We start from the raw sequence: 21,815 nt of genomic DNA, 5'->3' as shown, positions 1-21,815 counted from the left end.
GGGTTACTCTTCGAGTTCAGCCCGCGCCATTTCCACATCCAGACGCTCCATGGCGTCCATGGGTTCGGCGGCGGCGGCTTTCTCGTACAGCGCGGTCGCCTCCTTCATTTTCTTGTCGCCCTCCAGCATGACGAGCGCATTGGCGTACTCGATCATGCCAATGGCCGAACCCGGGTTGAGTTTGAGCGCTTCCTGGAACAACTTCAGTCCGGTGTCTTTTTTGGCGCCGTAGGTCATGCCGCCAATCAGCGAGCCCACCTTGTCAATCACCTCCGCGTGGAAGGCGCCCAGGGCAATGCGCGAATCGGCGTGTTTGGGCGATAGGGCGATGGCTTTTTCCAGGGATTCCTTCACCTTGCCACCCAAACCCTGTGCCAGGGCTTTGGCCACGCTGATGCCCTGGCTGTAACGGCCCAGGGCATAGGCGTGCCAATACCAGGCATTGGCATTGCCAGGCTCCTGGGCCGCCTGGGCCTCGGCGCGTTCGGCCACCTGGGTGAACAGGTCCAGCCGGGTTTTTTCCTTGGGCTCCAGGTAGGTGGCGTAAATGGCGGTGGCCTTGTTGGCCACAGTGATGCCCCCGCCACCGGCCGCCAGCCCGACGGTGGCGGCCTTTTCAAACTCGCCGTTGTGGAACAGCGCCCAGGCTTCCAGCAAGGCGGCGTCCTTGGGGCAGGGTTCAGCATCACCGCCGTGCAGTCGCGCCCAGTGCTTCTTGACGCTCGCGGCGTCAAACGGGTAGTCGCCTGCGTGGGGGAAGGGGGTCCATTTGGCCATGGTGTGTGTCTCCGGAAGTTCTTGTTGGTGGGTTTCTGTGGCAGGTGACCAGGGGCCGCTTTGTGCAGGGGACGGTCGTCAGCCTTGGGTTGTGGCGTAAGCGCCCACCAGCTGCAGCAGGTGGGCCCGCTGGCCACTTTCGAGGTAGGGCATGAGCAGGTTCAGCACATGGTGGGCGCCCCGCAGCAGCGCTGCCTGGGCGCTTTCAGGCTCCAGCGCGCGGCGCGGGTCGCGCACGTATTCGAAGCTGAGCCAGTAGGTCAGCACCACCACCATGCTGGTGGCGGTGGCCTCCAGCTCGCGCGAGTCGATGTGCAGCGCATCCGCACGGCCCATGCCATCGAGCATGGCCCGCACGGCGCGGGTCTTGTTCTTGAGGATGGCCTGAAAATGTGTCTCCAGGCGCCGGTTCTTGGACAGCAGGTCGTTGAGATCGCGGTACAAAAACCGGTATTGCCAGATCAGCTCGAAGAGCGTGTGCATGAAGAACCAGGCGTCCTCCACGTTGCGCACACCGTCGGCAGCGGCGAGAAGCTCGGTGAGTGAGCTTTCGTAGCGATCAAACAGTGCGTTGATCAGCTCGTCCTTGGCGGGATAGTGGTAGTAGAGGTTGCCAGGGCTGATGCGCAGCTCGGCTGAAATCAGGGTGGTGGAGACGTTGGGTTCGCCGAACCGGTTGAACAGGTCCAGCGTCACTTCCAGAATGCGTTCTGCGGTGCGGCGTGGCGCTTTCTTCACCATGTGTGCGGGCCCCTTCGCGTCGTTTGACGTTGTTGTTTCAGTGTCTCCGGGAGCTACTCTAACCGACACTCAAAATGCTGCAGTGCGGCAAATTGCGAGATAGGTCTTGTGGAGGGGCGTCTGTCGCTATTTGTAGTGACAAGCTCTCAGACTTCGACCTGCGGACCGACAATGCGCGCATGTTCGAGCCTTCTCCTGTACCGCAGATCCGGGTCGCTCTGGTCGAAGACGATGTGTTCTTTGCGCGCGCGCTGGCTGACGCTATTCATGCGGCACCAGATGTGTATCTGCACAGCTTGGCCGTCAATTGCCAACAAGCCTTGCAGATGCTGGCGCAGCCCGCCGCCGACGTGCTGCTGGTGGATCTGGGTTTGCCAGATGGCTCTGGCCTGGACGTGATTCGCGCCGCACAGCGCCAGTGGCCACGCTGCATGGCAATGGTCAGTAGTGTGTTCGGCGACGAGTCCCATGTAATCCAGAGCCTGGAAGCGGGTGCCACAGGCTACCTCCTCAAAGACAGTACGCCAGCATTGATCGTGGAAGAGATCCGCAATGTGCACGCTGGCGGCAGTCCTATAAGCCCGTTGATAGCGCGCCAGTTGCTGACCCGCTTTCGCCAGACCCTGACGACAGAGGCCGCCCCTTCGCCACCGCAGCAAGCCTGCGGGCCGCAGGAGGAGCAGGCCCGGTTGTCGCCACGCGAGCGCCAGGTGCTTGACTACATCACCAAAGGTTTCAGCTACGAAGAGATTGGTGGGCTGATGGGCGTGTCGCGCAATACGGTGCTGAGTTTTGTGCGCCGCATCTACGCCAAGCTCAAGGTGCGTTCGCAGCTGGAAGCCATTTATGAAGCACGGGTCCAAGGCCTACTTCATACTTAGTCTGGTGTTTGTTGTGCTGGCCGGCATCGCTGGCGGTTTGGCGCTGTCACTGGAGGTGGGGCGTTCGGCACCCACCACCTGGCATGTGCGGGCGGCCCAACTGGCGAGCGGCTCCGAAGGGACGTTTGCTCCGCTTCCTCCCGTGTCCCAGGCGGCTGAGCCTGATCAATGGCAGAGCGTCGCCCTGCCACATACCTGGCCGCAGTCGCTTGACCTGCAAACCGGCGCCGCGCCACGCAGCATCTGGCTGCAGGTTCCGCTCGATGGGTTGCCCGCGACCGAGGGTGGCCTGGTTCTGTATCTTCCGCGCTGGCAGACGGTGGGCCGGATCGCGGTCTACGGCGACGACCGACTACTTTACCGATCGGTCGGTGATGTGCTTTGGAATGGCTTCAATTACCCCTTGTGGGTCTCGCTGGACGGCGAGGGCCTTGCACCGCGGCCGAAAGTGCTGCGTCTGCGCATCGACAGCCTGGCCAACGCTGGCGGCACCGTGTCCAGTCTCTGGATCGGCCAGGCGAAGGACCTATGGCCGCGCTACCGTCTGAGGCGCATGTTGCAGACGGGCGTGGCGGAAGTCATGGGGATGTCATTCTTGGGCCTCGGCGGCTTTGCGCTGGCGGTGTGGCTGTTGCGACGCGAGCGCACCTATCTGTTGTTTGCGCTGTTCACGTTGCTTTGGGCGTTGCGCAGCCAGCGTTTTCACGTGGGGCTGGAGCCGTTGCCCATCTCCAGTGCCTGGTTTGGCTGGATGACCATCAACGCTGGCAATGCCTTGCTGGTCACCTGGTATGCCTTCATGTGCACGCTGGTGCCGACTGCACCGCGTTGGCCGGTGCGCGTGTTGTTGGGCCTTTTGTTGCTGTCCAGCGCGGTGACTTTGCCGGTGATCACCAACCCGGTGTGGATTCAAGCGCTGGCGCCTCTGCCCTATCTGGTCACCAACCTGGTGGGCATTCCGGCCACCCTCTTGATGGCCTGGGCAGCCTGGCGCCATGGCGGTCGTGAGGGCCTGGTGGCAGCGTCCATCGGACTCTTGCATCTACCGGTGGCGGTGCACGACTGGATGATGCACAGTTATTTGGTCGACCCTGAGCATATCTATGCATGGCCGTTTTCCACCGCAGCGCGCATTGGCATGTTCCTTTACGTGATTTTGAATCGCTATGTGGGGGCTCTGGCCACGGCTGAGCAATCTAACGCGGTGCTCGCCCAGAGACTTCATGCCCGAGAGAAGGAGTTGGCCGTGAGCTATGAGCAACTGCGCAGCGTGCAGCAACGCCAGTTGCTCAACCACGAGCGAAACCGCTTGATGCAGGACATTCATGACGGCATGGGTTCGCAGCTGATGAGCGCCTTGAAGGTGGCCGAGTCAGGGGGGCTGAGCGAGGCCAAAATGGCGCAGGTGCTGCGCGAGTGCATAGACGACCTGAAACTCACGGTGGACTCGCTGGAGTGTGTGGAGGCTGATTTGTTATTGCTGCTCGCCACGCTGCGCTATCGGCTTGCGCCGCGGCTGCAAGGCTCTGGCCTGACTTTGCGCTGGGAGGTCAAGGAGGTTCCCACGCTCAACTGGCTGGACCCGCGCAGTGCGCTGCACGTGCTGCGCATACTGCAGGAAGGCATCTCCAACATCATTCAGCATTCGGGCGCGTCAGAAATACGGGTGGCTACGGGCGAGGCTGACGGCGGCGTGTACGTGCTGTTGGAGGACAACGGCCTAGGTTTTAGCCGCAGCCACTTCGGCGATGTGGGGCGAGGTCTCTCGAATATGGCGCGCCGAGCACACGCCATTGGGGGGCAGGTGGCCTGGGATCCGGTAGCTGGCGGTACCCGCTTCACGCTATGGCTGCCTTTGCGGCGCCTGGATGTGGCGGTGTGAGTTGCTGTTTATTTGACGGCGTGCTGGGAGAGGTTTGCAAGGTCCCTGGGCCAGAAGTCCTTGATCTCCTGCGCCGAGAGATTGCGGCACTGGCCCTGGGCGGTCAGCAGAAAGTTCGATTGAGCGCTGCTCAGGCCTGGAGTCTGGCTGCTGACGCACTGCTGTGCGTTGCACATGATGCCCCTGGTGGGTTGTGATCCCGCAGCCAGGGTGGCTGGCGGGCAGTAGAAAATACTGCCGTCATCCAGTTCGGAAGCCGATGCAGGCAGACAAGCGGCCAAACCGCAGGCGACTGCGCAAGCACAGAGGGTTTGGCTAAGAGCGGTGGGCGTGAACATTGCGAACTCCTGGGAATGGGTCCGCTGATTATTCGATTCGCCCCGCCAATGGTCTGTAGCTATCCATAGCGACAGCCCGGAGCTTTGCCTTCGCCAGGGCGGTTAGTGCCACAGCCGATTGACTCCCTGCGGATGCGCGCGCCCCGGGCGCTGCAATCACCTCAGGGCGTATCCGGTGTGGGGCGCAGGGCGAGCTGTCAGTTGGTGGACGCAGCGCTGGCGCCGGACGCAGCACGGCCCGTGGTCTTTTTGGCCGGGGCCGTCTTGCTAGCAGCCTTTGGTGCTGCCTTGGCAGGTGCGGCCTTCTTCGCGGCGGCTTTTTTTGCGGGAGCCTCGGCTGCAGGCTTTGCTGCGGTCTTGGCGGGCGCCGCCTTGGCGCTGCCCTTGGTCAGGGCGTCCACGCGGGCGCTCAGCACTTCCAGGTCGCGGGCGGAGGGTACGCCCAGCTTGGACAGGGCCTTGGCCACGCGGTCTTCGAAGATGTTTTCGAGCTTGTCCCACTGGCCCTGGGCCTTGGATCCGATGTCGCTGGCCATGGTGGTTACCCGGCTGGTGGCTTCGGTGATCTTTTCTTCGGCCACGGCCTGGGTCTTGCGCTGAATGGTCAGGCCTTCCTTGACCAGGGCTTCAAACACTTTGCCGCCTTCCTCCTGCGCCTTGGAGAAAGCTCCCAAGCCAGCCAGCCAGATCTGCTGTGCGGAGTCCTTGACGGTGCTGGAGAGTTGGGCGTTGCTCTTCTTGTTGTCGGCGCTGAGTTTCTGCAGTTTCTTGACCATGAGGCCTCCGTTGTGCGGCTGGTTGGGTTTGCCATGGCTGGTTGCCTCTGGCGCATGGCAGCACTGTACGCCGCACGGCCTGCCTGGTGTAGGCACGCGCTTCTAAAAATGTAGAGCGTGCCATCTAGCGGGCCGGGGCTCGGTCGGCCTGGTATCGGCGCGGGTTTCTGCTGAATCCGGGTGTGCGGGCCTTGGGCAAGAATGAAGGCATCTCACAGGAGTTTTCCATGCAGTATTTCGTGACAGGGGCAACGGGGTTCATTGGCAAGCGGCTGGTCAAGAAGTTGCTGGAGCGCAAAGGCTCTGTGGTCCATTTCCTGATCCGCAAGGAAAGTGCGGACAAGGTGGCAGATCTGCGCAGCTTCTGGGGCGTGGGTGCCACGCGTGCCATGCCCGTGTTTGGTGACCTCACTGCGAAGAAGCTGGGCGTGGCTGCGGAAGATGTCAAAAAGCTCAAGGGCCAGATCGACCACTTCTACCACCTGGCTGCGGTGTACGACCTCGGCGCCGACGAAGAGACGCAGGTGGCTGTGAACATCGAGGGCACACGCAACACGGTCGATCTGGCCAAGGCGATCGACGCCGGGCATTTCCACCATGTCTCGTCGATCGCGGCCGCAGGCCTGTATGAAGGCGTGTTCCGCGAAGACATGTTCGAAGAGGCCGAGGGCCTGGATCACCCCTACTTTCAGACCAAACACGAGAGCGAAAAGATCGTACGCCAGGACTGCAAGGTGCCCTGGACGGTATACCGCCCGGCCATGGTGGTGGGCGACAGCACGACGGGCGAGATGGACAAGATCGATGGTCCGTACTACTTCTTCAAGCTGATCCAGCGGTTGCGCCAGTTGCTGCCGCCCTGGATGCCCACCGTGGGCCTGGAAGGCGGGCGTGTGAATATCGTGCCGGTGGATTTTGTGGTCAACGCGCTCAACGTCATCAGCCACCAGCCGTCCATTGCCAAGAAATGCTTTCACCTGGTGGACCCGGTGGGCTACCGCGTGGGCGACGTGCTGGACATCTTCAGCCGCGCAGCGCACGCCCCGCGCATGAACCTGTTCATCAACGCTGCGCTGCTGGGCTTCATCCCCAAGGGCATCAAGAAGAGCCTGATGGCCATGGCGCCCGTGCGCCGCGTGCGCAACGCCGTCATGAAGGACCTGGGTCTGCCCGAGGACATGCTGACCTTCGTGAACTACCCCACGCGCTTTGACTGCCGCGAGACGTTGGCGGCGCTCAAGGGCTCGGGTGTGTCTTGCCCCAACCTCAAGGACTACGCGTGGCGGCTATGGGACTACTGGGAGCGTCACCTCGATCCCGAGCTGTTCATCGACCGCACGCTCAAGGGCACGGTGGCCGGCAAGGTGGTGCTGATCACCGGCGGGTCGTCGGGTATTGGCCTTGCGGCCGCCCACAAGTTCGCTGAAGCCGGCGCGACCACCATCATCTGCGGTCGCGACCAGGACAAGCTGGATGAGGCCTGCGCGGAAGCCAAGGCCAAGGGCTACGCGTTCATCGCCTATTCCGCTGACATTGCAGACATGCCTGACTGCGACCGATTTGTGCAGCTGCTCATTGACAACCACGGCGGCGTGGATTTTCTGATCAACAACGCAGGCCGGTCCATCCGCCGCGCCATCGAGTCAAGCTACGACCGGTTCCACGACTACGAGCGCACGATGCAGCTCAACTATTTCGGCTGCCTGCGCGTGACCATGGGCTTTCTGCCCGGGATGGTGGATAAACACAAGGGCCATGTGGTGAACATCAGCTCCATCGGTGTGCTGACGAACGCTCCGCGCTTTTCGGCTTATGTGGCCAGCAAGGCGGCGCTGGATGCCTGGACGCGCTGCGCATCCAGCGAGTTTGCCGACCAGGGCATCACCTTCACCACCATCAACATGCCCCTGGTGCGCACGCCCATGATCGCGCCCACCAAGATCTATAACAACGTACCCACCCTGAGCCCCGAAGAGGCGGCCGACATGATCGCCCAGGCCTGTATCTTCAAACCGGTGCGCATTGCTACGCGCCTGGGCATCACCGGGCAGTTGCTGCACGCGCTGGTGCCGCGTGTGGCGCAGATCACCATGAACACCAGCTTTCGCATGTTCCCGGATTCCACCGCCGCCAAGGGCAGCAAGGACGCCAAGCCACAGTTGTCGGCCGAGGCGGTGGCGCTGCAGCAGATGATGCGCGGAATCCACTTCTGATGCCGCTCAGCCCATTGCCGAGTCACCGAAGTTGAAATCTGTTACCTGCAGGTCGGGCTCACGGGGATAATCGCAGGCTTTGCCAAGCAGGCATTTCATACAGCCCACCCTATGATTCTGGTTACTGGCGGCGCGGGTTTCATCGGCGCCAACTTTGTTCTTGATTGGCTTGCTGCCTCCAGCGAACCCGTCGTCAATCTCGACAAGCTCACCTACGCGGGCAATGTGCACAACCTGGACAGCGTCCAGGGGGATGCGCGCCATGTCTTCGTGCAGGGCGATATCGGCGACCCCGCCCTGATTGCCCGCCTGCTGGCCGAGCACCAACCCCGTGCGGTGGTCAACTTCGCGGCCGAGTCGCATGTGGACCGCTCTATCCATGGGCCGGAAGACTTCATCCAGACGAACATCGTCGGCTCGTTTCGCCTGCTGGAGGCCGTGCGCGCCTACTGGAGCGCCCTGCCTGCGGGCGAGCGCGAAGCCTTTCGCTTTCTGCACGTGTCGACCGACGAGGTCTACGGCTCGCTGGCGCCCACAGACCCAGCCTTTGCCGAGACGCGCGGCTTCGAGCCCAACAGCCCCTACAGCGCCAGCAAGGCCGCCAGCGACCACCTGGTGCGCGCCTGGCACCACACCTACGGTCTGCCGGTGCTCACCACCAACTGCAGCAATAACTACGGGCCGTACCACTTCCCTGAGAAGCTGATCCCCTTGATGATCGTCAACGCCCTGGCCGGCAAGCCGCTGCCGGTGTACGGCGACGGCATGCAGGTGCGCGACTGGCTTTACGTGAAGGACCATTGCAGCGCCATCCGTCGCGTGCTCGATGGCGGCACGCCCGGCCAGACCTACAACGTGGGCGGCTGGAACGAGAAGCCCAACATCGAGATCGTGAACATGGTCTGCGGCCTGCTCGACGAGCTGCGCCCCCGCGCTGACGGCCAGAGCTACAGCACGCAAATCACCTACGTGAAAGACCGCCCGGGCCACGACCGGCGCTACGCCATCGACGCCCGCAAGATCGAACGCGAGCTGGGCTGGAAGCCCGCCGAGACCTTCGACACCGGTATCCGCAAGACCGTGCAGTGGTACCTGGACCATGCTGACTGGGTGGCCAGCGTGCAGACCGGTGCCTACCGCGACTGGGTGCAGACCCAGTACGCGCAGGAGCCCGCGGCCGTGGCGGACGCCAGCATATGAACATCCTGCTCTTCGGAAAAGGCGGCCAGGTTGGCTGGGAGCTGCAGCGCAGCCTGTCGGTGCTGGGCACCGTGACGGCGCTGGACTTCGACAGCACCGAGCACTGCGGTGATTTCTCCAACCCGGCCGGCGTGGTCGAGACGGTGCGCACCCTGCGCCCTGACGTCATCGTCAATGCCGCCGCCCACACCGCCGTGGACAAGGCCGAGAGCGAGGCCGACTTTGCGCGCACCCTCAACGCCACCACCCCCGGCGCCATCGCGCAGGAAGCCGCGAAGCTGGGCGCCTGGCTGGTGCACTACAGCACCGACTACGTGTTCGATGGCAGGGGTAGCCGCCCCTGGGTCGAGACGGACACGCCGGCGCCCCTGAGCGTCTACGGCCGCACCAAGCTCGAGGGCGAGCAACTGATCGCCCAGTCGGGCGCGAACCACCTGATCCTGCGCACGAGCTGGGTCTATGCCGCACGCGGCGGTAATTTCGCCAAGACCATGCTGCGCCTGGCCCAGGAGCGCGAGCGCCTGACCGTGATCGACGACCAGTGGGGTGCACCCACGGGCGCCGATCTGCTGGCCGACGTCACGGCCCACGCCATCCGCCACCTGCAGCAGCATCCCGGCGACGCGGGCCTGTACCACCTGGTGGCGGCCGGCGAAACCAACTGGAACGAGTACGCGAAGTACGTGCTGGCGGTGGCTGCAAAGCACCCGGTGGCCGAAAAGATCATCGCCAGGGAAGTCGCACCGGTACCGACCAGTGCATTCCCCACACCGGCCGTGCGCCCGCACAACTCGCGCCTGGACACCACGAAGCTGCGCACCACCTTTGGCCTGGCGCTGCCGCACTGGCAGACCGGCGTGGCGCGCATGCTAACCGAGATACTCTGAACCAAGACACCCCCATGACGGCACGCAAAGGCATCATCCTCGCCGGAGGCTCCGGAACCCGGCTGCACCCGGCCACCCTGGCCATCAGCAAGCAGTTGCTGCCGGTGTACGACAAACCCATGATCTATTACCCGCTGAGCACCCTGATGCTCGCGGGCATCCGCGACATCCTGGTCATCAGCACGCCGCAGGACACGCCGCGCTTCGAGCAACTGCTGGGTGACGGCAGCCAGTGGGGCATCAACCTGCAGTACGCGGTGCAGGCGAGCCCTGACGGGCTGGCGCAGGCCTTCGTGATCGGTGAGTCCTTTCTGGATGGCTCCCCCAGTGCGCTGGTGCTGGGCGACAACATCTTCCACGGCCATGACTTCCACGATCTGCTGGGCAGTGCGGCAAAGCGCCAGAGTGGGGCCAGTGTGTTTGCTTACCACGTGCACGACCCCGAGCGCTATGGCGTGGCCGAGTTCGACGCACAGGGCAAGGTCCTGTCGCTGGAAGAAAAGCCCAAGGTGCCCAAGTCGAGCTATGCGGTGACGGGCCTGTATTTTTACGACAATCAGGTGGTGGAGCTGGCCAAGGGCCTCAAGCCATCGGCCCGGGGCGAGTACGAGATCACCGACCTCAACCGCCTGTACCTGGAGCATGACCAGTTGAACGTGGAGATCATGGGCCGTGGCTACGCCTGGCTCGACACCGGCACGCACGAGAGCCTGCTGGAAGCGGGGCAGTTCATCGCCACGCTGGAGCACCGCCAGGGCCTGAAGATTGCCTGCCCCGAAGAGATCGCCTGGCGCAGCCAGTGGATCGACAGCGCGCAACTGGAGCGCCTGGCCCAGCCACTCACCAAGAACGGCTACGGCCAGTACCTGATGCGTGTGCTCAAAGAAAAAATCTACTGAAGAACTGATCGCCCTTTCCATGCAAGCAACCCGCCTGGCCATTCCTGATGTCGTGCTGATCGAACCCAAGGTGTTCGGCGATGCGCGCGGCTTTTTCTACGAGAGCTTCAACCAGCGCGCCTTCAACGAGGCCACCGGTACTGACCACTCGTTCGTGCAGGACAATCACAGCCGCAGCGCCAAGGGCGTGCTGCGTGGGCTGCACTACCAGATCCAGCAGCCCCAAGGCAAGCTGGTGCGCGTTGTGCATGGCGCAGTGTTCGACGTAGCGGTGGATATCCGCAAAAATTCGCCGACCTTCGGCCGGTGGGTGGGAGAGGAGTTGAGCGCTGACAATCGCCGCCAGCTCTGGGTGCCGCCAGGGTTTGCGCATGGGTTCGTCGTGCTCAGCGAGGTGGCGGAGTTTTTGTATAAAACCACCGATTTTTATGCGCCGGAGTACGAGCGTTGCATCGCTTGGGACGACGCATCTCTGGCCATCGATTGGCATTTTCAGGGACAGCCGAGCCTGTCGGTCAAGGATGCGCAGGGACTTTCTTTGGCAAAGGCTGAAGTGTTCCCCTGATCTGTCGCTTGCTGTCTGGCGCTATCTACGGCTGCGATGCTGCCATGCTCTTTTGCATGGATTGGTAGAGTCGATCAGAGCCGAACTGCGTATTGCTCGGGTCTAGCGAGAACAAGTTGTGGTTGCGCGGGACGCGCTTGCCCTGCCAGCGCGGCTCTAGGAAAAACGACAGAAACTCTGCTCCCTGTGCTGCATGCTGGCCCAGCATGCGTTGCACGGCCGATGGATCCATGGCTTTGAGTGGATGAAACTCCGTCACGCCATAGCCGTTGTGTGCGGTTTTGCCATACCACTGCGAGAAGGTCTTGCCGTAGGTCGCATCGCCATACAGGCTCACACCAAGTCGGATGCTGCCCATGGGTCGCAGGGATGCCTGAATGGCGTACTTGTTCGCATCCCAACTGGGATTGGTGAACGGAATGATCTGGTGCGTGTAATGCGGAATGCTGGCCAGGCAAGATTGGTTCACCACGCCATCAAAAAACTCCAGGTAGTCCACCACCTGCTTTTGCCGGAATGCATGCCACAGCGGTACCAGCGGGTTGTAATAGTAGGCCGATTGATCGGTCGGCATGTCGATGTGCGCTTGCAGCGAGGCGTCTGCCGGTGTAGCGGCGGGCAGGGGGTTTTGTGGCAGGGCTTGGGGCGCGCTCTGCAGCCGGTCCATGAGGGCGATGCTGCGTGTGCCCAGAGGCGTCAATTGACCTGGTTTTTGTTCGAGAAACACGTCAATGCGGTACAAGCCCGTGCGGAGGTGGCGGAAGTCCATGTCCAGTCGCCAGCCAGTGTTTGCGTCACCAAACTCGGGTTTTGCCGCCAGCACGTCCTGTCGGCCCTGGTTGACCAGGGTCTTGCCCACGAACACGCCATTGCGGTAGACATGCACCCACGCCGGTGTTGTGCTTCCTTCTGACTGCTTCATGTAGGCCCAACCGGCAATCGGCAGGCTGCCTTGTGCAAAAGAATCGATGTGCTCGGTAAAGCGCTGCAGTGGTTCGGTGCGAATGTCACGCGACGGTGGCAGCACTTCATCAAACGAGGCATAGTTTGCGCCCAGCACGCGGTTGAGCTGCCCAATGCTTGCAAACTCACGTTGTAAGAACTGCCGAAATCCTGCAACCGATGGCGGGCTGTAGTCGGTTGCGCGGTAGGGCGTGTTGAATCCCATGCCAGCCTCGAAGTCGGGAAACAGGTGGTGCAGTTCACCCAGCAGTGTCACGCCCTTGATTTTGCCGATGTCTTGCGCTGGCAGTCGGCATATTTCTTTCAGCAAGGCTTGCGTGGCCTGCACACGGCGCGAAGTTAATTCCGTTTGTGTATTGGCAAAGGTCCAGTTGTTGATGACGGAGTCGTAGTACCGCCCTGGAGTCAGCGGGCCGTCGCGCGTCTGCGCCAGATTGGTTGGGTCCAGGGACAGTGCCTTTTCCAGCGGCGCGTCGGTAGCGAAGTGTGTGGAAAACAGATACAGGATGAGGGGGCGCTCGGTGTCTCGCACGGTGCGCACCAACCGTCCGACGGTGTCGTTGTCAATAGCCCAGCCATCGGCGGCTGGGCGAAACAGCTGTAGCAAAGGCACCGGCAAGGTGTAGCCGAGCTGGTAGGGGCCTAGGGTACTGCGGCGTGGCTGTAACTCCGAGAGGGTGGACTCCACCAACGCTGCCGCAGAGCCCTTGGGCCCTTTGCAGGTGTCCAGTGTGTCGTGTGTGCCTTGCGCAACCACACCATCTTGCAATAACACACATGAGTCAATCACTCCAATCATTGGTGCCAGCAGCATGGAACCCGGTTTGTGGGCTTTTTCGGGTGTATGGCGGGATAACTGCATCAGCCCGACCGCGCCGGCGGCCACCACACCACAGGCGGCAATGGCGATGGCCAGGGTGGTTTTGCGGTGAGCGGGGTGATGGTTCATTGCGGATGCTGCGGCGGATGCCGTCCGGGGCGGTTGAGATCAGGAGGGGCCAATGAATGTAAAGCAAAGCACCAAGCGGCGTTTGACTCGCTGTGCCAAGGTGTGGGCCATATGGCATGAAAATATGAGGTAAATCTGGCCCTCGTGCTTATGCTGTAATTGCTGGCAGCTATAAAATGCGTAGCGAAAGTATTTGGTGCATGCCGGGGAAGGCCCTTTTGCGCTGCGATGGTGTGCCATGCGCTCCGGTGGTTTGCACAGCCCCGGCTACACTCACGCCCATTCCTCGCAGGTCGCTGCCGCGCTGTGCCTCTACGCCCCTGACTAGTGCAGCACGGGTTCATACCTAGACCATTCATGACGACAAACACAATTTCGGCCCTGGCCGAACCGCTGGGCGACAACGCTGTGCCGGGTCCGCGCATTGGAGATCTGTTGGTTCAAGCCGGCAAGCTCAGCGCGCGCGACCTGGATCGCGCGCTTTCCGCGCAGCAAGAAATGGGCAGCATGCTCGGGCGAGTGCTCGTGCGTCTGGGGTTGGTTTCCGATGCCGATGTGGCGCAGGCGCTGTCCGCTCAGCTCGGCATTCCCCTGGTGCCCGCCAATGGCTTCCCCGATCTCATGCCCGAAGTGGAAGGTCTGCTGCCTGAATTTTTGCAGGCCAACGCGGTGTTTCCGCTGCGGCTGGATGGCGGGCAACTTCATGTGGCCATGGCTGTCCCGCAGGATGCATTTGTCGTCAAGGCTTTGCACCTAGCCACGGGCTGCGCTATCCGGCCGCACCTGGCGCTGGAAAGCGACATTGAGAAAGCCTTGGCCGAGCCGGTTGAGGAAGCTGCTGAAGATGAGGATGACGGCTTTGGTGACGGCTCTGATGGCGGTGATTTCGTTGAGCATCTGAAAGACTTGGCCAGCGAGGCCCCCGTTATCCGGTTGGTCAACACCATCATAGGCCGCGTGATCGATCTGCGTGCCTCTGACATCCATCTCGAACCGTTCGACGACGGCTTGCATGTGCGCTACCGCGTCGATGGCGTGATCCACCCCGGCGAACTGGTGCCACCGCGGTTGAGCGCCGCCGTCAATTCGCGCGTCAAGTTGCTGGCGCACTTGGACATTGCGGAGCGGCGCCTGCCGCAAGATGGGCGCATCAAGACCCGCGTCAAGGGGCGTGAGCTGGATTTGCGTGTCTCTACTGTGCCCACAGTGCACGGAGAAAGTGTGGTCATGCGCGTGCTCGACCGCGCCAGCGTGCGCCTGGAGTTGGAGAAAATGGGGTTCGAGAAGGACACGCTGCAGCGCTTCAATGCCCTGCTGGCGCGTCCGCACGGCATCTTGCTGGTCACAGGCCCTACTGGCTCTGGCAAGACCACTACGCTGTATGCCGCGCTGGCCAAGATCGACGCTTCAGCGCAAAAAATCATTACCGTCGAAGATCCGGTCGAGTACCAACTTGAAGGCATTAACCAGATCCAAGTGCATGCGCAGATCAACCTGACCTTTGCGAATGCGTTGCGCTCCATCCTGCGCCAGGATCCCGACATCATCATGATTGGAGAAATGCGCGACGGTGAGACGGCGCAGATTGCCGTGCAGTCCGCGCTGACGGGGCACTTGGTGCTTTCCACCCTGCACACCAACACTGCCGCAGGCGCTGTGATCCGCATGCAGGACATGGGAGTGGAGCCCTATCTCATCACCTCGGCCGTTAACGGCGTGTTGGCGCAGCGCCTGGTACGCACGCTGTGCGGGCACTGCAAGGAAGCCTACGAACCGGGCACCGCAGTACGTCAGAGCACCGGCCTGGGGCGCTTTTGTGCAGCCACCCAGCCGATTTACCGCGCAGTCGGCTGCGAGCAATGCCGCCAGTCTGGCTACCGAGGGCGCACCGGCATCCATGAGTTGCTGGTGCTAGACGAGCCGATGCGCCGTGCCATTATCGAAGGACGGGATGCCAACATCCTCAATGGCATTGCGGCGAAGAGCGGCATGCTGAGTCTGTACGAAGACGGGCTGCGCAAGGTTGCCACGGGTCAGACCACGCTGGACGAATTGGCCCGAGTCACTCAGGACCAGTCCGATGCCTGATTTTGTTTGGCGCGCTGCCTCAGCCTCCGGCAAGGTAGAAGAAGGTAGGCTCAGTGCCGCCAGTGCTTCTGCTGCCCTCAAACAGCTGCGCAGTCAGGGGCTGACGCCGCTGAGTATCGATGACGTCGGTGCTTCGGTGGGCGTCAATGCAGCCTATCTCCCCGGTCACTTTGCGCAGCCCAAGGTGCGTCAGGCCAAGGGGCCTGTCACGGCCACCGACGTGTTGGCGATCACCTCCGAGCTGGCCATCATGCTGCGTGCCGGTTTGGCGCTCGACAACGCCTTGCGCGTGCTCATTGACATGAGCCACAAACCCAGTGTCGCCGCGATGATGCAAGGCATTCTGGATGCGGTTAAAGGCGGTACGCCTCTCAGTCGTGCTTTGGCGCAGCACCGCGATTTGTTCGGCGATTTTTATATCAATATGGTGCGTTCGGGCGAGGCCAGTGGGCAGATGTCTGCTGTGCTCGACCGGCTGGTCGAGCATATGGAGCGTCAGCGTGCTCTGCGCGATAACGTCATTTCCGCCACCATCTATCCGGCCATTTTGTTGGGCGTAGCGGTGCTTTCGCTGATTGCCATGCTCGGCTTTGTGGTGCCGCAGTTCGAGAAGCTTTTCACCGACATGGGTGATGCATTGCCAATGCCTACGCGCCTGGTCATGGGGCTGGGGCATGCGTTCACTCGGTATGGTTTGGTGATGGGGCTGGTGCTCGCAGGTGTTGGGGTGGTGGTGGCACGCTGGCTAAAATCTCCCGTCGGACGGCGTTGGTGGCAAGCGCTGGTCCTGCGACTGCCACTCATGGGCCCACTCGCACTCAAGTATCAACTTACTTTGTTCTCTCGTTCTTTAGGGACATTGCTGGGAAATGGCGTGCCCATGTTGACGGCGCTTCACATCGCCACCGAAACCGTGGGCAATACGGTGCTTCAGCAAGCGCTGGGACGTGTGGCACCCATCGTCAAGGAGGGGGGCAAGGTCGTGCAAGCCATTACGGCTACCGGCATCTTTGCGCCGTTGGCGATCAACCTCATCCGTGTGGGCGAGGAGACTGGTCGCATTGGGCCCATGATGCTGGAGCTGTCGAATATATTGAACCGAGAGGTGGAGACGGGCATCAAACGCCTGTTGACGTTGGTCGAGCCCGTACTCATTTTGGTGCTGGGCGTGCTGATTGCGGCCATCATTGTGTCCATCTTGCTTGGAATTCTGTCTATTAATGACCTCGCCATATAATTTTCGTTTGCCCAAGGATCCTTCTCCCATGGTGAGTACAAGTGTTGGCCGCGTTCGCGGCACGGTGTCCGCGCCCCAGCGCTCGCGGGGTTTTACTCTGATCGAGTTGCTGGTTGTGCTCGCGATCCTCACACTGTTGGCTGGTCTGGTGGGCCCTCGTGTTCTTGGGCAACTGGGCGGCGCCAAGTCCAAGACGGCGGGTGTGCAGATTGCTGACCTGGACAAGTCTCTGGAGCTTTTCAAGCTTGATGTGGGGCGCTATCCCACCACCGAGGAGGGGTTGGATGCGCTGGTGAAGCGCCCCGGCTCCGTTAATGGCTGGTCCGGGCCTTACCTCAAGGGCGGGGTTCCTTCTGATCCTTGGGGGCGTCCATACAAATATGCAAATTCTGGTCCGAATGGCAGCATAGAAATCCTTTCGTTGGGGGCCGATGGTGCCTCCGGTGGTGAGGGCGAAAACGCTGACATTCGCAACACCCCCTGAGTCCCGTACTCTGCGGTTGGATACTCCGTGCGGCGTGAACGCGGCTTTACGCTGATTGAGTTGCTGGTGGTGTTCGGCATCATGGCACTCGTCATTGGTCTGGTACCAGTGGCCTACGAGCGTATGCGAGAGGCATCGCAGTATCGTGACGCGGTGCGTTCCATGTTCAACCAATTGCGCTCGGCGCGGGCGATTGCGGTCAGCGAAGGGCGCGAGGTCCGTTTTACGGCGGATTTGGCACGTCGGCGCTACGGCGTTGACGGTCTGGAGGTAAAGGCGTTGCCTGAGCCCCTGCAATTGCGTGCAGTTGTGGCTGATCGTGAAGTGGCGCCCCAAGGACTCGTATCTATTCGTTTTCTTCCGTCAGGCGGTGCCACGGGGGGCAGCATAGAAATTCTGCGCTCCCCAGGCTCCGGAACGCGCTTGCGTGTGGACTGGTTGTCGGGACGAGCTACGCAGGAATTGCTACTGCCATGAGGGCGCTGAAGAGGCAGCGCGGTCTCACGCTGCTCGAGTTGCTCGTTGCGTTTGCAATCATGGCGATGTCATTGGGTTTACTTTATCGCGTCATGGGTGGGAGCGTCCGTAGCGCGGGAGAGATGGAGCGATATCAGCGTGCGGTGGTCCTTGCGCAGTCCCTGCTGTCGCTGCGCGACACTGTGTCCGACACCGGGTGGCAGCAGGTGGGGGAGACGTCTGGTTATCAATGGCAAATCCAGTCCACTCCTTATGCGACGGGATTGTCGGGCCCCGCTATTCCGGCACTGCATGAAGTGAGCATTGTCATTTCCTGGTCAGAGGATAGGCGGCAACGCAGCCTTGAGCTGACCACCCTGCGCCCTGAGCGCAAGCCTCCTTCGCAGGTGCGGCGATGATGCGCGTTTGCCGAACAGAGGGGCACGATGTGCGGGGCTTCACCTTGGTGGAGCTATTGGTCGTTATCACTTTGCTCTCGCTTGTGATGGTGGCCATGGGGTCTGCCCTGCGTACGGCATCACAGACGGAAGCGCGGGTTGACGCTCGGCTGCAGCGCATGGACGACTTGCGAACTGTCAGTGGCTTTCTGCGCTCAGTGCTAGGTCGGGTTTCTGCTCAAAAAATCAGCACTCCCCTGGGGGCTGGAGAAAGTCCTTATTTTTTTAGTGGATCCGCGTCATCCATAAGTTGGGTGGGGGTTATGCCTGCCCGTTACGGTGCAGGAGGGCGTTACCACTTCCGTCTGCAGGTGACGGACGCCGGAGTGCTTTTGTTGCAATACTTGCCCTGGGAGGGGGCGCCGGTGCTGCCAGATTGGAGTGCTGGACAGAGCACGCCTCTTCTTGCTGGCGTGACCGGACTGACATTCCAGTACGAAGATGCTGTTGTCGAGCCTCCTGAGTGGTCTCCTCAATGGACGGTCATCGACAGGCTACCCGAGCGGGTTTCGATCTCTGTGCAGATGGCGTCTGGCGCTTGGCCTGAGATTGTCATTCCGTTGCGGGTTTTGCCGGGTAGTGACCCTCGGACGAGTGGTCCTGTGTTTGGAGGAACGTGAGCATGAGGCGGAATCCAGTCGCGGTCCTTGGAGGTTATCAGCGCGGCATGGCCTTGTTGGCCGTGCTCTGGATCGTTGCCGCCCTCAGCATCATTGCCACAGGCACGACGCGTACCATCCGCACAGAAAGTCGAGCCATTGTGCAAGCGCGGCAACAGGTAGAGGCGGAAGCTTTGGGTGATGGCGCGATTCAGATGGCCTTGCAGGCCCTCGTTGCGAGCAATCAGCCCCTGGCCAGGACGGTCCTGACCGAAATTACCTACCGTGGTGTCACCATGCAGGTGCAGGTCATGCCGCTCAACGGGCTTGTTGATATCAATATGGCGGGACGCCCATTGTTGGAACGCCTTCTGGTCGTCGCGGGAGGGCTTCCTGCCGAAGCGGCGCTGGCGACTGCTCAGGCCATAGTGCAGATGCGTGAACGCCGAGACGCCCGAGGTGGTTTGCAACGCTTCGAGGCGGAAGAGGACCTGTTACGTGTGCCGGAGATCGACTATGACCTCTATGCTAGACTTGAAAGCCTTTTGACCGCCGATTTGCAGGGTTCGGGTCGCGTGAACCCATTGGCCGCGCCCGTTGGGGTGCTCGCTGTTTTGGCTGCAGGCAACATTGCTTCTGCCACTCAGATTGCGGCTGCCCGTGATGCAGGCCAGACTGGGGTCGATACGACGGCCTTGGATGGCAGTCTGCTGGATGCCTCCGTATCTCGCCGAATCCGAGTCCAGGCTCGCGTGCCGTTGGCAGACGGGGGGCATGTGCTTGTATCGCGCAAGGTTGACCTCAATGCCCGCACACCCAATGGCGCGCCTTGGCATACCTTCCGTATGACTGTGCGCCTTGAGCCCGTAAATCGCAAGCACCCCTGAACAATCAATCCAATGCCATCCATCCAAACCGATGCCCGTTTTCTGGGGCTCGACCTTAGCGCTCTGGGGCGCAGCGTTCGACAGGCATGGTCGGACTTGCAGGGCTCCCCGCTGCTCTCTTGGCTGACGCCTGAGGCGCCCATCATTCTGCTACAGCAAGATGGAGGGGAGTCACTGTGGTGGGGTGGTACGCGCCGCGTCATGGGCGGCAAGAAGATCGGAACTCCATTCATTGCAGTGGAGCTGCCTGACGATCTGCTGCTGCGCCGAACTTTGACCGTCCCGGCCATGGGGGAGTCCGACACTGCAAGCGCTGCGGCACTTCAGGTGCGGTCGATAAGTCCGTTTGCGGAACATGATCTTGTTTGGGGCTATCGCACCCGGCCTGATGCAGCGGGGGGCAGTGCTCTGGATCTTGCCCTTGCGTCTCGCAAACAGATTGCGCAATGCATTCAGTCGCACTCTGCACGTTTGGGGGCAAAGACTCCTGAGGTCTGGGTGGACATGTCAGCAGGGCCCCCCATCGTCCTTAGCGGCTATGGAGAGGGACTGAGGCGGGCGCAGGGGGGGCGGGGGCGGTGGGCTCGATATGGCCTCTTGGCATCAGCCCTGGTCTTGATGGCCGCCATCCTCGTGACTCCAACCCTGCAATTGCGTGCGCGTGCGATCGAGGCCGTGGGTGCTTACGATGGCGCTGTGCATCGGACGCCAACTATGGTGAAAGATCGCGAAGCACTGATGCAGTCGGTGGAAAAGCTCAATGTATTGTCTGAGCTGCTCGCTGGCCGCGTAGAGCCGATGCGGGTGCTTGACCGGCTCACCAAAGTTCTGCCCGATGACACGGCACTCCAGGGCTTAACCCTCAAAGGCCTGAAGGTCACGATCACGGGTCTAACGGCCAATGCGTCGGCACTCATGCAAATCCTTGGGGAGCAGCCGGGTGTTCGCGATGTTCGTGCGCCCACTCCCACCACGCGTGTTGGTGGAGCGAACTCCAAGGAAAATTTTGTCATCGAATTTTCGCTCGATCCGCAAGAATTCGGGGTCGCCATGGTGCAGTCGCCGGTGTCGGTCGTGGCTCCTTTGTCCGCCTCGTCTGCGGCCTCGGCTGCAGCTCCAGTGGCCGCCGTGGCTGCGCCTGCTTCGGCGCCGACTGCGTCGGTAAGCGCGCCGTCCAGTGCTGCCGTCGCCCCACCTGCGGCGCCGGGTGCACTTGTGCCCGTATTTGGCGGAAGTGCCCCTCAGGCAGCTTCAAAGCCTTCCTTGGCAAAGCCAGAGCGTAAAGGAACTCCATGAATACGCTCGCCGTACGTCGAACCGCCATTGTTGTGCTGATATTGGCTGTTGCTCTGCTTCCGGTCGTTGCCGGGGCTCTGTACGTGCTGCGCAAGCACGCCTGGGGTGAAGAACGTCTCGCGCAGATTGAACCTCGGCATGCGCGGTTGTTGGGACTCGAATCGCAGCGTGCTGAACTAGAGGCAGCTCGCCAGCGGGCGACGGAACTGCGCACCCAGTATGTTTACCCAGCGGTGTCAGACGGAGCGCAAACAGGCAACCAGGCGCAACAAAAAGTTCGCGACCTTTTTTCATCCGCCGGCTTGCAAGTCATCACCAGTCAGGTCCTTCCGCCAAAGGAGGAAAAGGGCTTCGACCGCATCCCTCTCGTCTTGCGCGCGGAAGGGGAGCTTCTGGGTCTACAAAGCGCGTTGGCGGTGCTTGGGGCGCAGCAGCCCTTTATCGTCATCAACGAGCTGGATGTCCAAGTGCTGGGGGGGCTGGCAAACATCAACCCCAAGATGCCTCCACGTCTATCGGCGCAATTTACCTTGAGCGTGCTGAGAGAACGGCCATGAAGAAGTACTCGCTGCATGTCCTTGTATTCATCAATGTCGCGCTGGCGTTGGTATTGGCAAGCCTGTGGATCGACAAATCCGGGCACCTGCGCAACATTCACTGGAAAGCGCCCCCTCCCCAGACTGTGGACTACGCCTCCATGGTGCCGGTTCTGCCACGTTCAGTGCCCACAGATACCGGTCAATTCATTGCCATGCTTGATCGGCCGGTCTTCTCGCCTACGCGGCGCCCCCCGCCACCACCTCCTCCGCCAGAGGAAAAAGCGCCCGTTGACAACCTCAGTACGGCTCAGCTCTCGGGGTTATTCCAGGGCGGTGGCGACGGAGGCGTCATCATCCAGATCGCAGGAAAGCACAAGCGTGTACGACTGCGTGAGGTGGTCGAGGGCTGGACACTGTCAGCCATTCAAGACCGTAGTGTGACTTTCACGCTGGGTGGGCAGAGTCGTGTTTTGCAACTGCCGCGCGCAGCGTTGACCTCCTATACCGGCCTGCCGCCAGCGGCCGGTTCAGCGGCCCCATCGATGCCGAGGTCTCCCGTTCCCGCTGCGGCGCAAAATGTGCCGCTTCCATCCGTCAACAGTGGGCCAGTGCAGCCGCCTGCGGTGCGTGCAACCGGGCGTCCGTTGCAGCCCGTCTTTGGCGGTAGCGCATCCCAATAAGACAAACTGCTCGCCCCGCT

General features: G+C 61.6%; 22 protein-coding genes. 17 read left to right on the top strand and 5 right to left on the bottom strand.

The annotated features are described in order from the left end of the window. Window positions 1-3 precede the first annotated feature (3 nt). Together CLU85_RS20120 and CLU85_RS20115 are read right to left on the bottom strand one after the other, a co-directional pair. Window positions 4-777 carry a hypothetical protein gene (locus CLU85_RS20120; RefSeq protein ID WP_100411828.1) on the bottom strand — a complete coding sequence of 258 codons (774 nt, stop codon included), beginning with the start codon at window positions 775-777 and terminating at the stop codon, window positions 4-6. 78 nt (window positions 778-855) lie between these two features. Then, window positions 856-1,518: a TetR/AcrR family transcriptional regulator gene (locus CLU85_RS20115; RefSeq protein ID WP_100411827.1), complete on the bottom strand. Its 663-nt coding sequence runs from the start codon at window positions 1,516-1,518 to the stop codon at window positions 856-858. A gap of 179 nt (window positions 1,519-1,697) precedes the next feature. Between CLU85_RS20115 and CLU85_RS20110 the strand changes: the two genes are divergently transcribed. Both CLU85_RS20110 and CLU85_RS20105 read left to right on the top strand, forming a co-directional pair. After that, entirely contained in the window at window positions 1,698-2,399 is a 702-nt protein-coding gene (locus CLU85_RS20110; RefSeq protein ID WP_100411826.1) for a response regulator transcription factor, read from the top strand. Next, entirely contained in the window at window positions 2,365-4,281 is a 1,917-nt protein-coding gene (locus tag CLU85_RS20105; RefSeq protein WP_100411825.1) for an ATP-binding protein, read from the top strand. The genes CLU85_RS20110 and CLU85_RS20105 overlap by 35 nt, the downstream gene beginning before the upstream one ends. Before the next feature lie 8 nt (window positions 4,282-4,289). On the opposite strand, the gene CLU85_RS20100 is transcribed toward CLU85_RS20105, so the two are convergent. Both CLU85_RS20100 and CLU85_RS20095 read right to left on the bottom strand, forming a co-directional pair. Continuing rightward, complete coding sequence (locus CLU85_RS20100) at window positions 4,290-4,619, bottom strand: hypothetical protein (RefSeq protein WP_100411824.1); 330 nt, start codon at window positions 4,617-4,619, stop codon at window positions 4,290-4,292. A gap of 197 nt (window positions 4,620-4,816) precedes the next feature. Then, complete coding sequence (locus CLU85_RS20095; RefSeq protein ID WP_100411823.1) at window positions 4,817-5,395, bottom strand: phasin family protein; 579 nt, start codon at window positions 5,393-5,395, stop codon at window positions 4,817-4,819. A gap of 227 nt (window positions 5,396-5,622) precedes the next feature. Here CLU85_RS20095 and CLU85_RS20090 point away from each other — a divergent pair, with 227 nt between their 5' ends. From CLU85_RS20090 to rfbC, 5 genes are all read left to right on the top strand, one after another. Next, window positions 5,623-7,608, top strand: a complete 1,986-nt coding sequence (locus CLU85_RS20090) for an SDR family oxidoreductase (RefSeq protein ID WP_100412666.1) — start codon at window positions 5,623-5,625, stop codon at window positions 7,606-7,608. 111 nt (window positions 7,609-7,719) lie between these two features. Beyond that, window positions 7,720-8,808 carry a dTDP-glucose 4,6-dehydratase gene (gene rfbB / locus CLU85_RS20085; RefSeq protein WP_100411822.1) on the top strand — a complete coding sequence of 363 codons (1,089 nt, stop codon included), beginning with the start codon at window positions 7,720-7,722 and terminating at the stop codon, window positions 8,806-8,808. Further along, complete coding sequence (rfbD, locus tag CLU85_RS20080) at window positions 8,805-9,695, top strand: dTDP-4-dehydrorhamnose reductase (RefSeq protein ID WP_100411821.1); 891 nt, start codon at window positions 8,805-8,807, stop codon at window positions 9,693-9,695. Before rfbB ends, rfbD begins: the two co-directional genes overlap by 4 nt. 14 nt (window positions 9,696-9,709) lie before the next feature. Beyond that, entirely contained in the window at window positions 9,710-10,594 is an 885-nt protein-coding gene (gene rfbA, locus CLU85_RS20075; protein ID WP_100411820.1) for a glucose-1-phosphate thymidylyltransferase RfbA, read from the top strand. A 19-nt stretch (window positions 10,595-10,613) separates the two neighbouring features. Next, a complete protein-coding gene (gene rfbC, locus CLU85_RS20070) occupies window positions 10,614-11,159 on the top strand; it encodes a dTDP-4-dehydrorhamnose 3,5-epimerase (RefSeq protein ID WP_100411819.1) in 546 nt (181 codons plus the stop codon). Between the two features lie 25 nt (window positions 11,160-11,184). Here the strand turns inward: rfbC and CLU85_RS20065 are convergent, their stop codons facing one another. Then, complete coding sequence (locus tag CLU85_RS20065) at window positions 11,185-13,071, bottom strand: hypothetical protein (RefSeq protein ID WP_100411818.1); 1,887 nt, start codon at window positions 13,069-13,071, stop codon at window positions 11,185-11,187. Window positions 13,072-13,428: 357 nt separating this feature from the next. Here CLU85_RS20065 and gspE point away from each other — a divergent pair, with 357 nt between their 5' ends. Genes gspE through CLU85_RS20015 form a run of 10 tightly spaced genes read left to right on the top strand, consistent with a single transcriptional unit; the run spans window position 13,429 to window position 21,795 of the window. Next, window positions 13,429-15,159 carry a type II secretion system ATPase GspE gene (gene gspE, locus CLU85_RS20060; protein WP_100411817.1) on the top strand — a complete coding sequence of 577 codons (1,731 nt, stop codon included), beginning with the start codon at window positions 13,429-13,431 and terminating at the stop codon, window positions 15,157-15,159. Then, window positions 15,152-16,396: a type II secretion system F family protein gene (locus CLU85_RS20055; protein ID WP_100411816.1), complete on the top strand. Its 1,245-nt coding sequence runs from the start codon at window positions 15,152-15,154 to the stop codon at window positions 16,394-16,396. The genes gspE and CLU85_RS20055 overlap by 8 nt, the downstream gene beginning before the upstream one ends. Before the next feature lie 28 nt (window positions 16,397-16,424). Next, the gene (gspG, locus tag CLU85_RS20050; RefSeq protein WP_100411815.1) at window positions 16,425-16,880 is read left to right on the top strand and encodes a type II secretion system major pseudopilin GspG; all 456 of its coding nucleotides are present in this window, start codon (window positions 16,425-16,427) and stop codon (window positions 16,878-16,880) included. 27 nt (window positions 16,881-16,907) lie between these two features. Further along, a complete protein-coding gene (locus CLU85_RS20045; protein ID WP_100411814.1) occupies window positions 16,908-17,357 on the top strand; it encodes a GspH/FimT family pseudopilin in 450 nt (149 codons plus the stop codon). Next, entirely contained in the window at window positions 17,354-17,755 is a 402-nt protein-coding gene (locus CLU85_RS20040) for a type II secretion system protein (RefSeq protein ID WP_100411813.1), read from the top strand. Before CLU85_RS20045 ends, CLU85_RS20040 begins: the two co-directional genes overlap by 4 nt. Next, window positions 17,752-18,414, top strand: coding sequence for a prepilin-type N-terminal cleavage/methylation domain-containing protein (locus tag CLU85_RS23670; protein ID WP_369858283.1), 663 nt, complete (start codon window positions 17,752-17,754; stop codon window positions 18,412-18,414). The genes CLU85_RS20040 and CLU85_RS23670 overlap by 4 nt, the downstream gene beginning before the upstream one ends. Before the next feature lie 47 nt (window positions 18,415-18,461). After that, window positions 18,462-19,280 (top strand): general secretion pathway protein GspK, encoded by an 819-nt coding sequence (locus CLU85_RS20030; protein ID WP_232727880.1) that lies wholly within the window; start codon window positions 18,462-18,464, stop codon window positions 19,278-19,280. A 12-nt stretch (window positions 19,281-19,292) separates the two neighbouring features. Then, window positions 19,293-20,576, top strand: a complete 1,284-nt coding sequence (locus tag CLU85_RS23180) for a PilN domain-containing protein (RefSeq protein ID WP_232727879.1) — start codon at window positions 19,293-19,295, stop codon at window positions 20,574-20,576. Next, a complete protein-coding gene (gene gspM / locus CLU85_RS20020; protein WP_100411811.1) occupies window positions 20,573-21,133 on the top strand; it encodes a type II secretion system protein GspM in 561 nt (186 codons plus the stop codon). Before CLU85_RS23180 ends, gspM begins: the two co-directional genes overlap by 4 nt. Then, complete coding sequence (locus CLU85_RS20015) at window positions 21,130-21,795, top strand: hypothetical protein (protein ID WP_100411810.1); 666 nt, start codon at window positions 21,130-21,132, stop codon at window positions 21,793-21,795. The genes gspM and CLU85_RS20015 overlap by 4 nt, the downstream gene beginning before the upstream one ends. Window positions 21,796-21,815 lie beyond the last annotated feature (20 nt).

This window comes from Acidovorax sp. 69, from assembly GCF_002797445.1.
Classification (GTDB): domain Bacteria; phylum Pseudomonadota; class Gammaproteobacteria; order Burkholderiales; family Burkholderiaceae_C; genus Acidovorax.
Note: the sequence above shows the minus strand (reverse complement) of the source record. Positions and strands in the feature narration are given on the sequence as shown.

Coding starts and splice junctions, on each gene's coding strand:
- CLU85_RS20115 (WP_100411827.1), bottom strand. CDS start 1,518: ATGGTGAAGAAAGCGCCACGCCGCACCGCAGAACGCATTCTGGAAGTG.
- CLU85_RS20110 (WP_100411826.1), top strand. CDS start 1,698: ATGTTCGAGCCTTCTCCTGTACCGCAGATCCGGGTCGCTCTGGTCGAA.
- CLU85_RS20120 (WP_100411828.1), bottom strand. CDS start 777: ATGGCCAAATGGACCCCCTTCCCCCACGCAGGCGACTACCCGTTTGAC.
- gspE (WP_100411817.1), top strand. CDS start 13,429: ATGACGACAAACACAATTTCGGCCCTGGCCGAACCGCTGGGCGACAAC.
- CLU85_RS20055 (WP_100411816.1), top strand. CDS start 15,152: ATGCCTGATTTTGTTTGGCGCGCTGCCTCAGCCTCCGGCAAGGTAGAA.
- CLU85_RS23180 (WP_232727879.1), top strand. CDS start 19,293: ATGCCATCCATCCAAACCGATGCCCGTTTTCTGGGGCTCGACCTTAGC.
- CLU85_RS23670 (WP_369858283.1), top strand. CDS start 17,752: ATGATGCGCGTTTGCCGAACAGAGGGGCACGATGTGCGGGGCTTCACC.
- gspM (WP_100411811.1), top strand. CDS start 20,573: ATGAATACGCTCGCCGTACGTCGAACCGCCATTGTTGTGCTGATATTG.
- CLU85_RS20040 (WP_100411813.1), top strand. CDS start 17,354: ATGAGGGCGCTGAAGAGGCAGCGCGGTCTCACGCTGCTCGAGTTGCTC.
- rfbC (WP_100411819.1), top strand. CDS start 10,614: ATGCAAGCAACCCGCCTGGCCATTCCTGATGTCGTGCTGATCGAACCC.
- CLU85_RS20100 (WP_100411824.1), bottom strand. CDS start 4,619: ATGTTCACGCCCACCGCTCTTAGCCAAACCCTCTGTGCTTGCGCAGTC.
- CLU85_RS20095 (WP_100411823.1), bottom strand. CDS start 5,395: ATGGTCAAGAAACTGCAGAAACTCAGCGCCGACAACAAGAAGAGCAAC.
- rfbB (WP_100411822.1), top strand. CDS start 7,720: ATGATTCTGGTTACTGGCGGCGCGGGTTTCATCGGCGCCAACTTTGTT.
- rfbD (WP_100411821.1), top strand. CDS start 8,805: ATGAACATCCTGCTCTTCGGAAAAGGCGGCCAGGTTGGCTGGGAGCTG.
- rfbA (WP_100411820.1), top strand. CDS start 9,710: ATGACGGCACGCAAAGGCATCATCCTCGCCGGAGGCTCCGGAACCCGG.
- CLU85_RS20105 (WP_100411825.1), top strand. CDS start 2,365: ATGAAGCACGGGTCCAAGGCCTACTTCATACTTAGTCTGGTGTTTGTT.
- CLU85_RS20065 (WP_100411818.1), bottom strand. CDS start 13,071: ATGAACCATCACCCCGCTCACCGCAAAACCACCCTGGCCATCGCCATT.
- CLU85_RS20090 (WP_100412666.1), top strand. CDS start 5,623: ATGCAGTATTTCGTGACAGGGGCAACGGGGTTCATTGGCAAGCGGCTG.
- CLU85_RS20015 (WP_100411810.1), top strand. CDS start 21,130: ATGAAGAAGTACTCGCTGCATGTCCTTGTATTCATCAATGTCGCGCTG.
- gspG (WP_100411815.1), top strand. CDS start 16,425: ATGGTGAGTACAAGTGTTGGCCGCGTTCGCGGCACGGTGTCCGCGCCC.
- CLU85_RS20030 (WP_232727880.1), top strand. CDS start 18,462: ATGGCCTTGTTGGCCGTGCTCTGGATCGTTGCCGCCCTCAGCATCATT.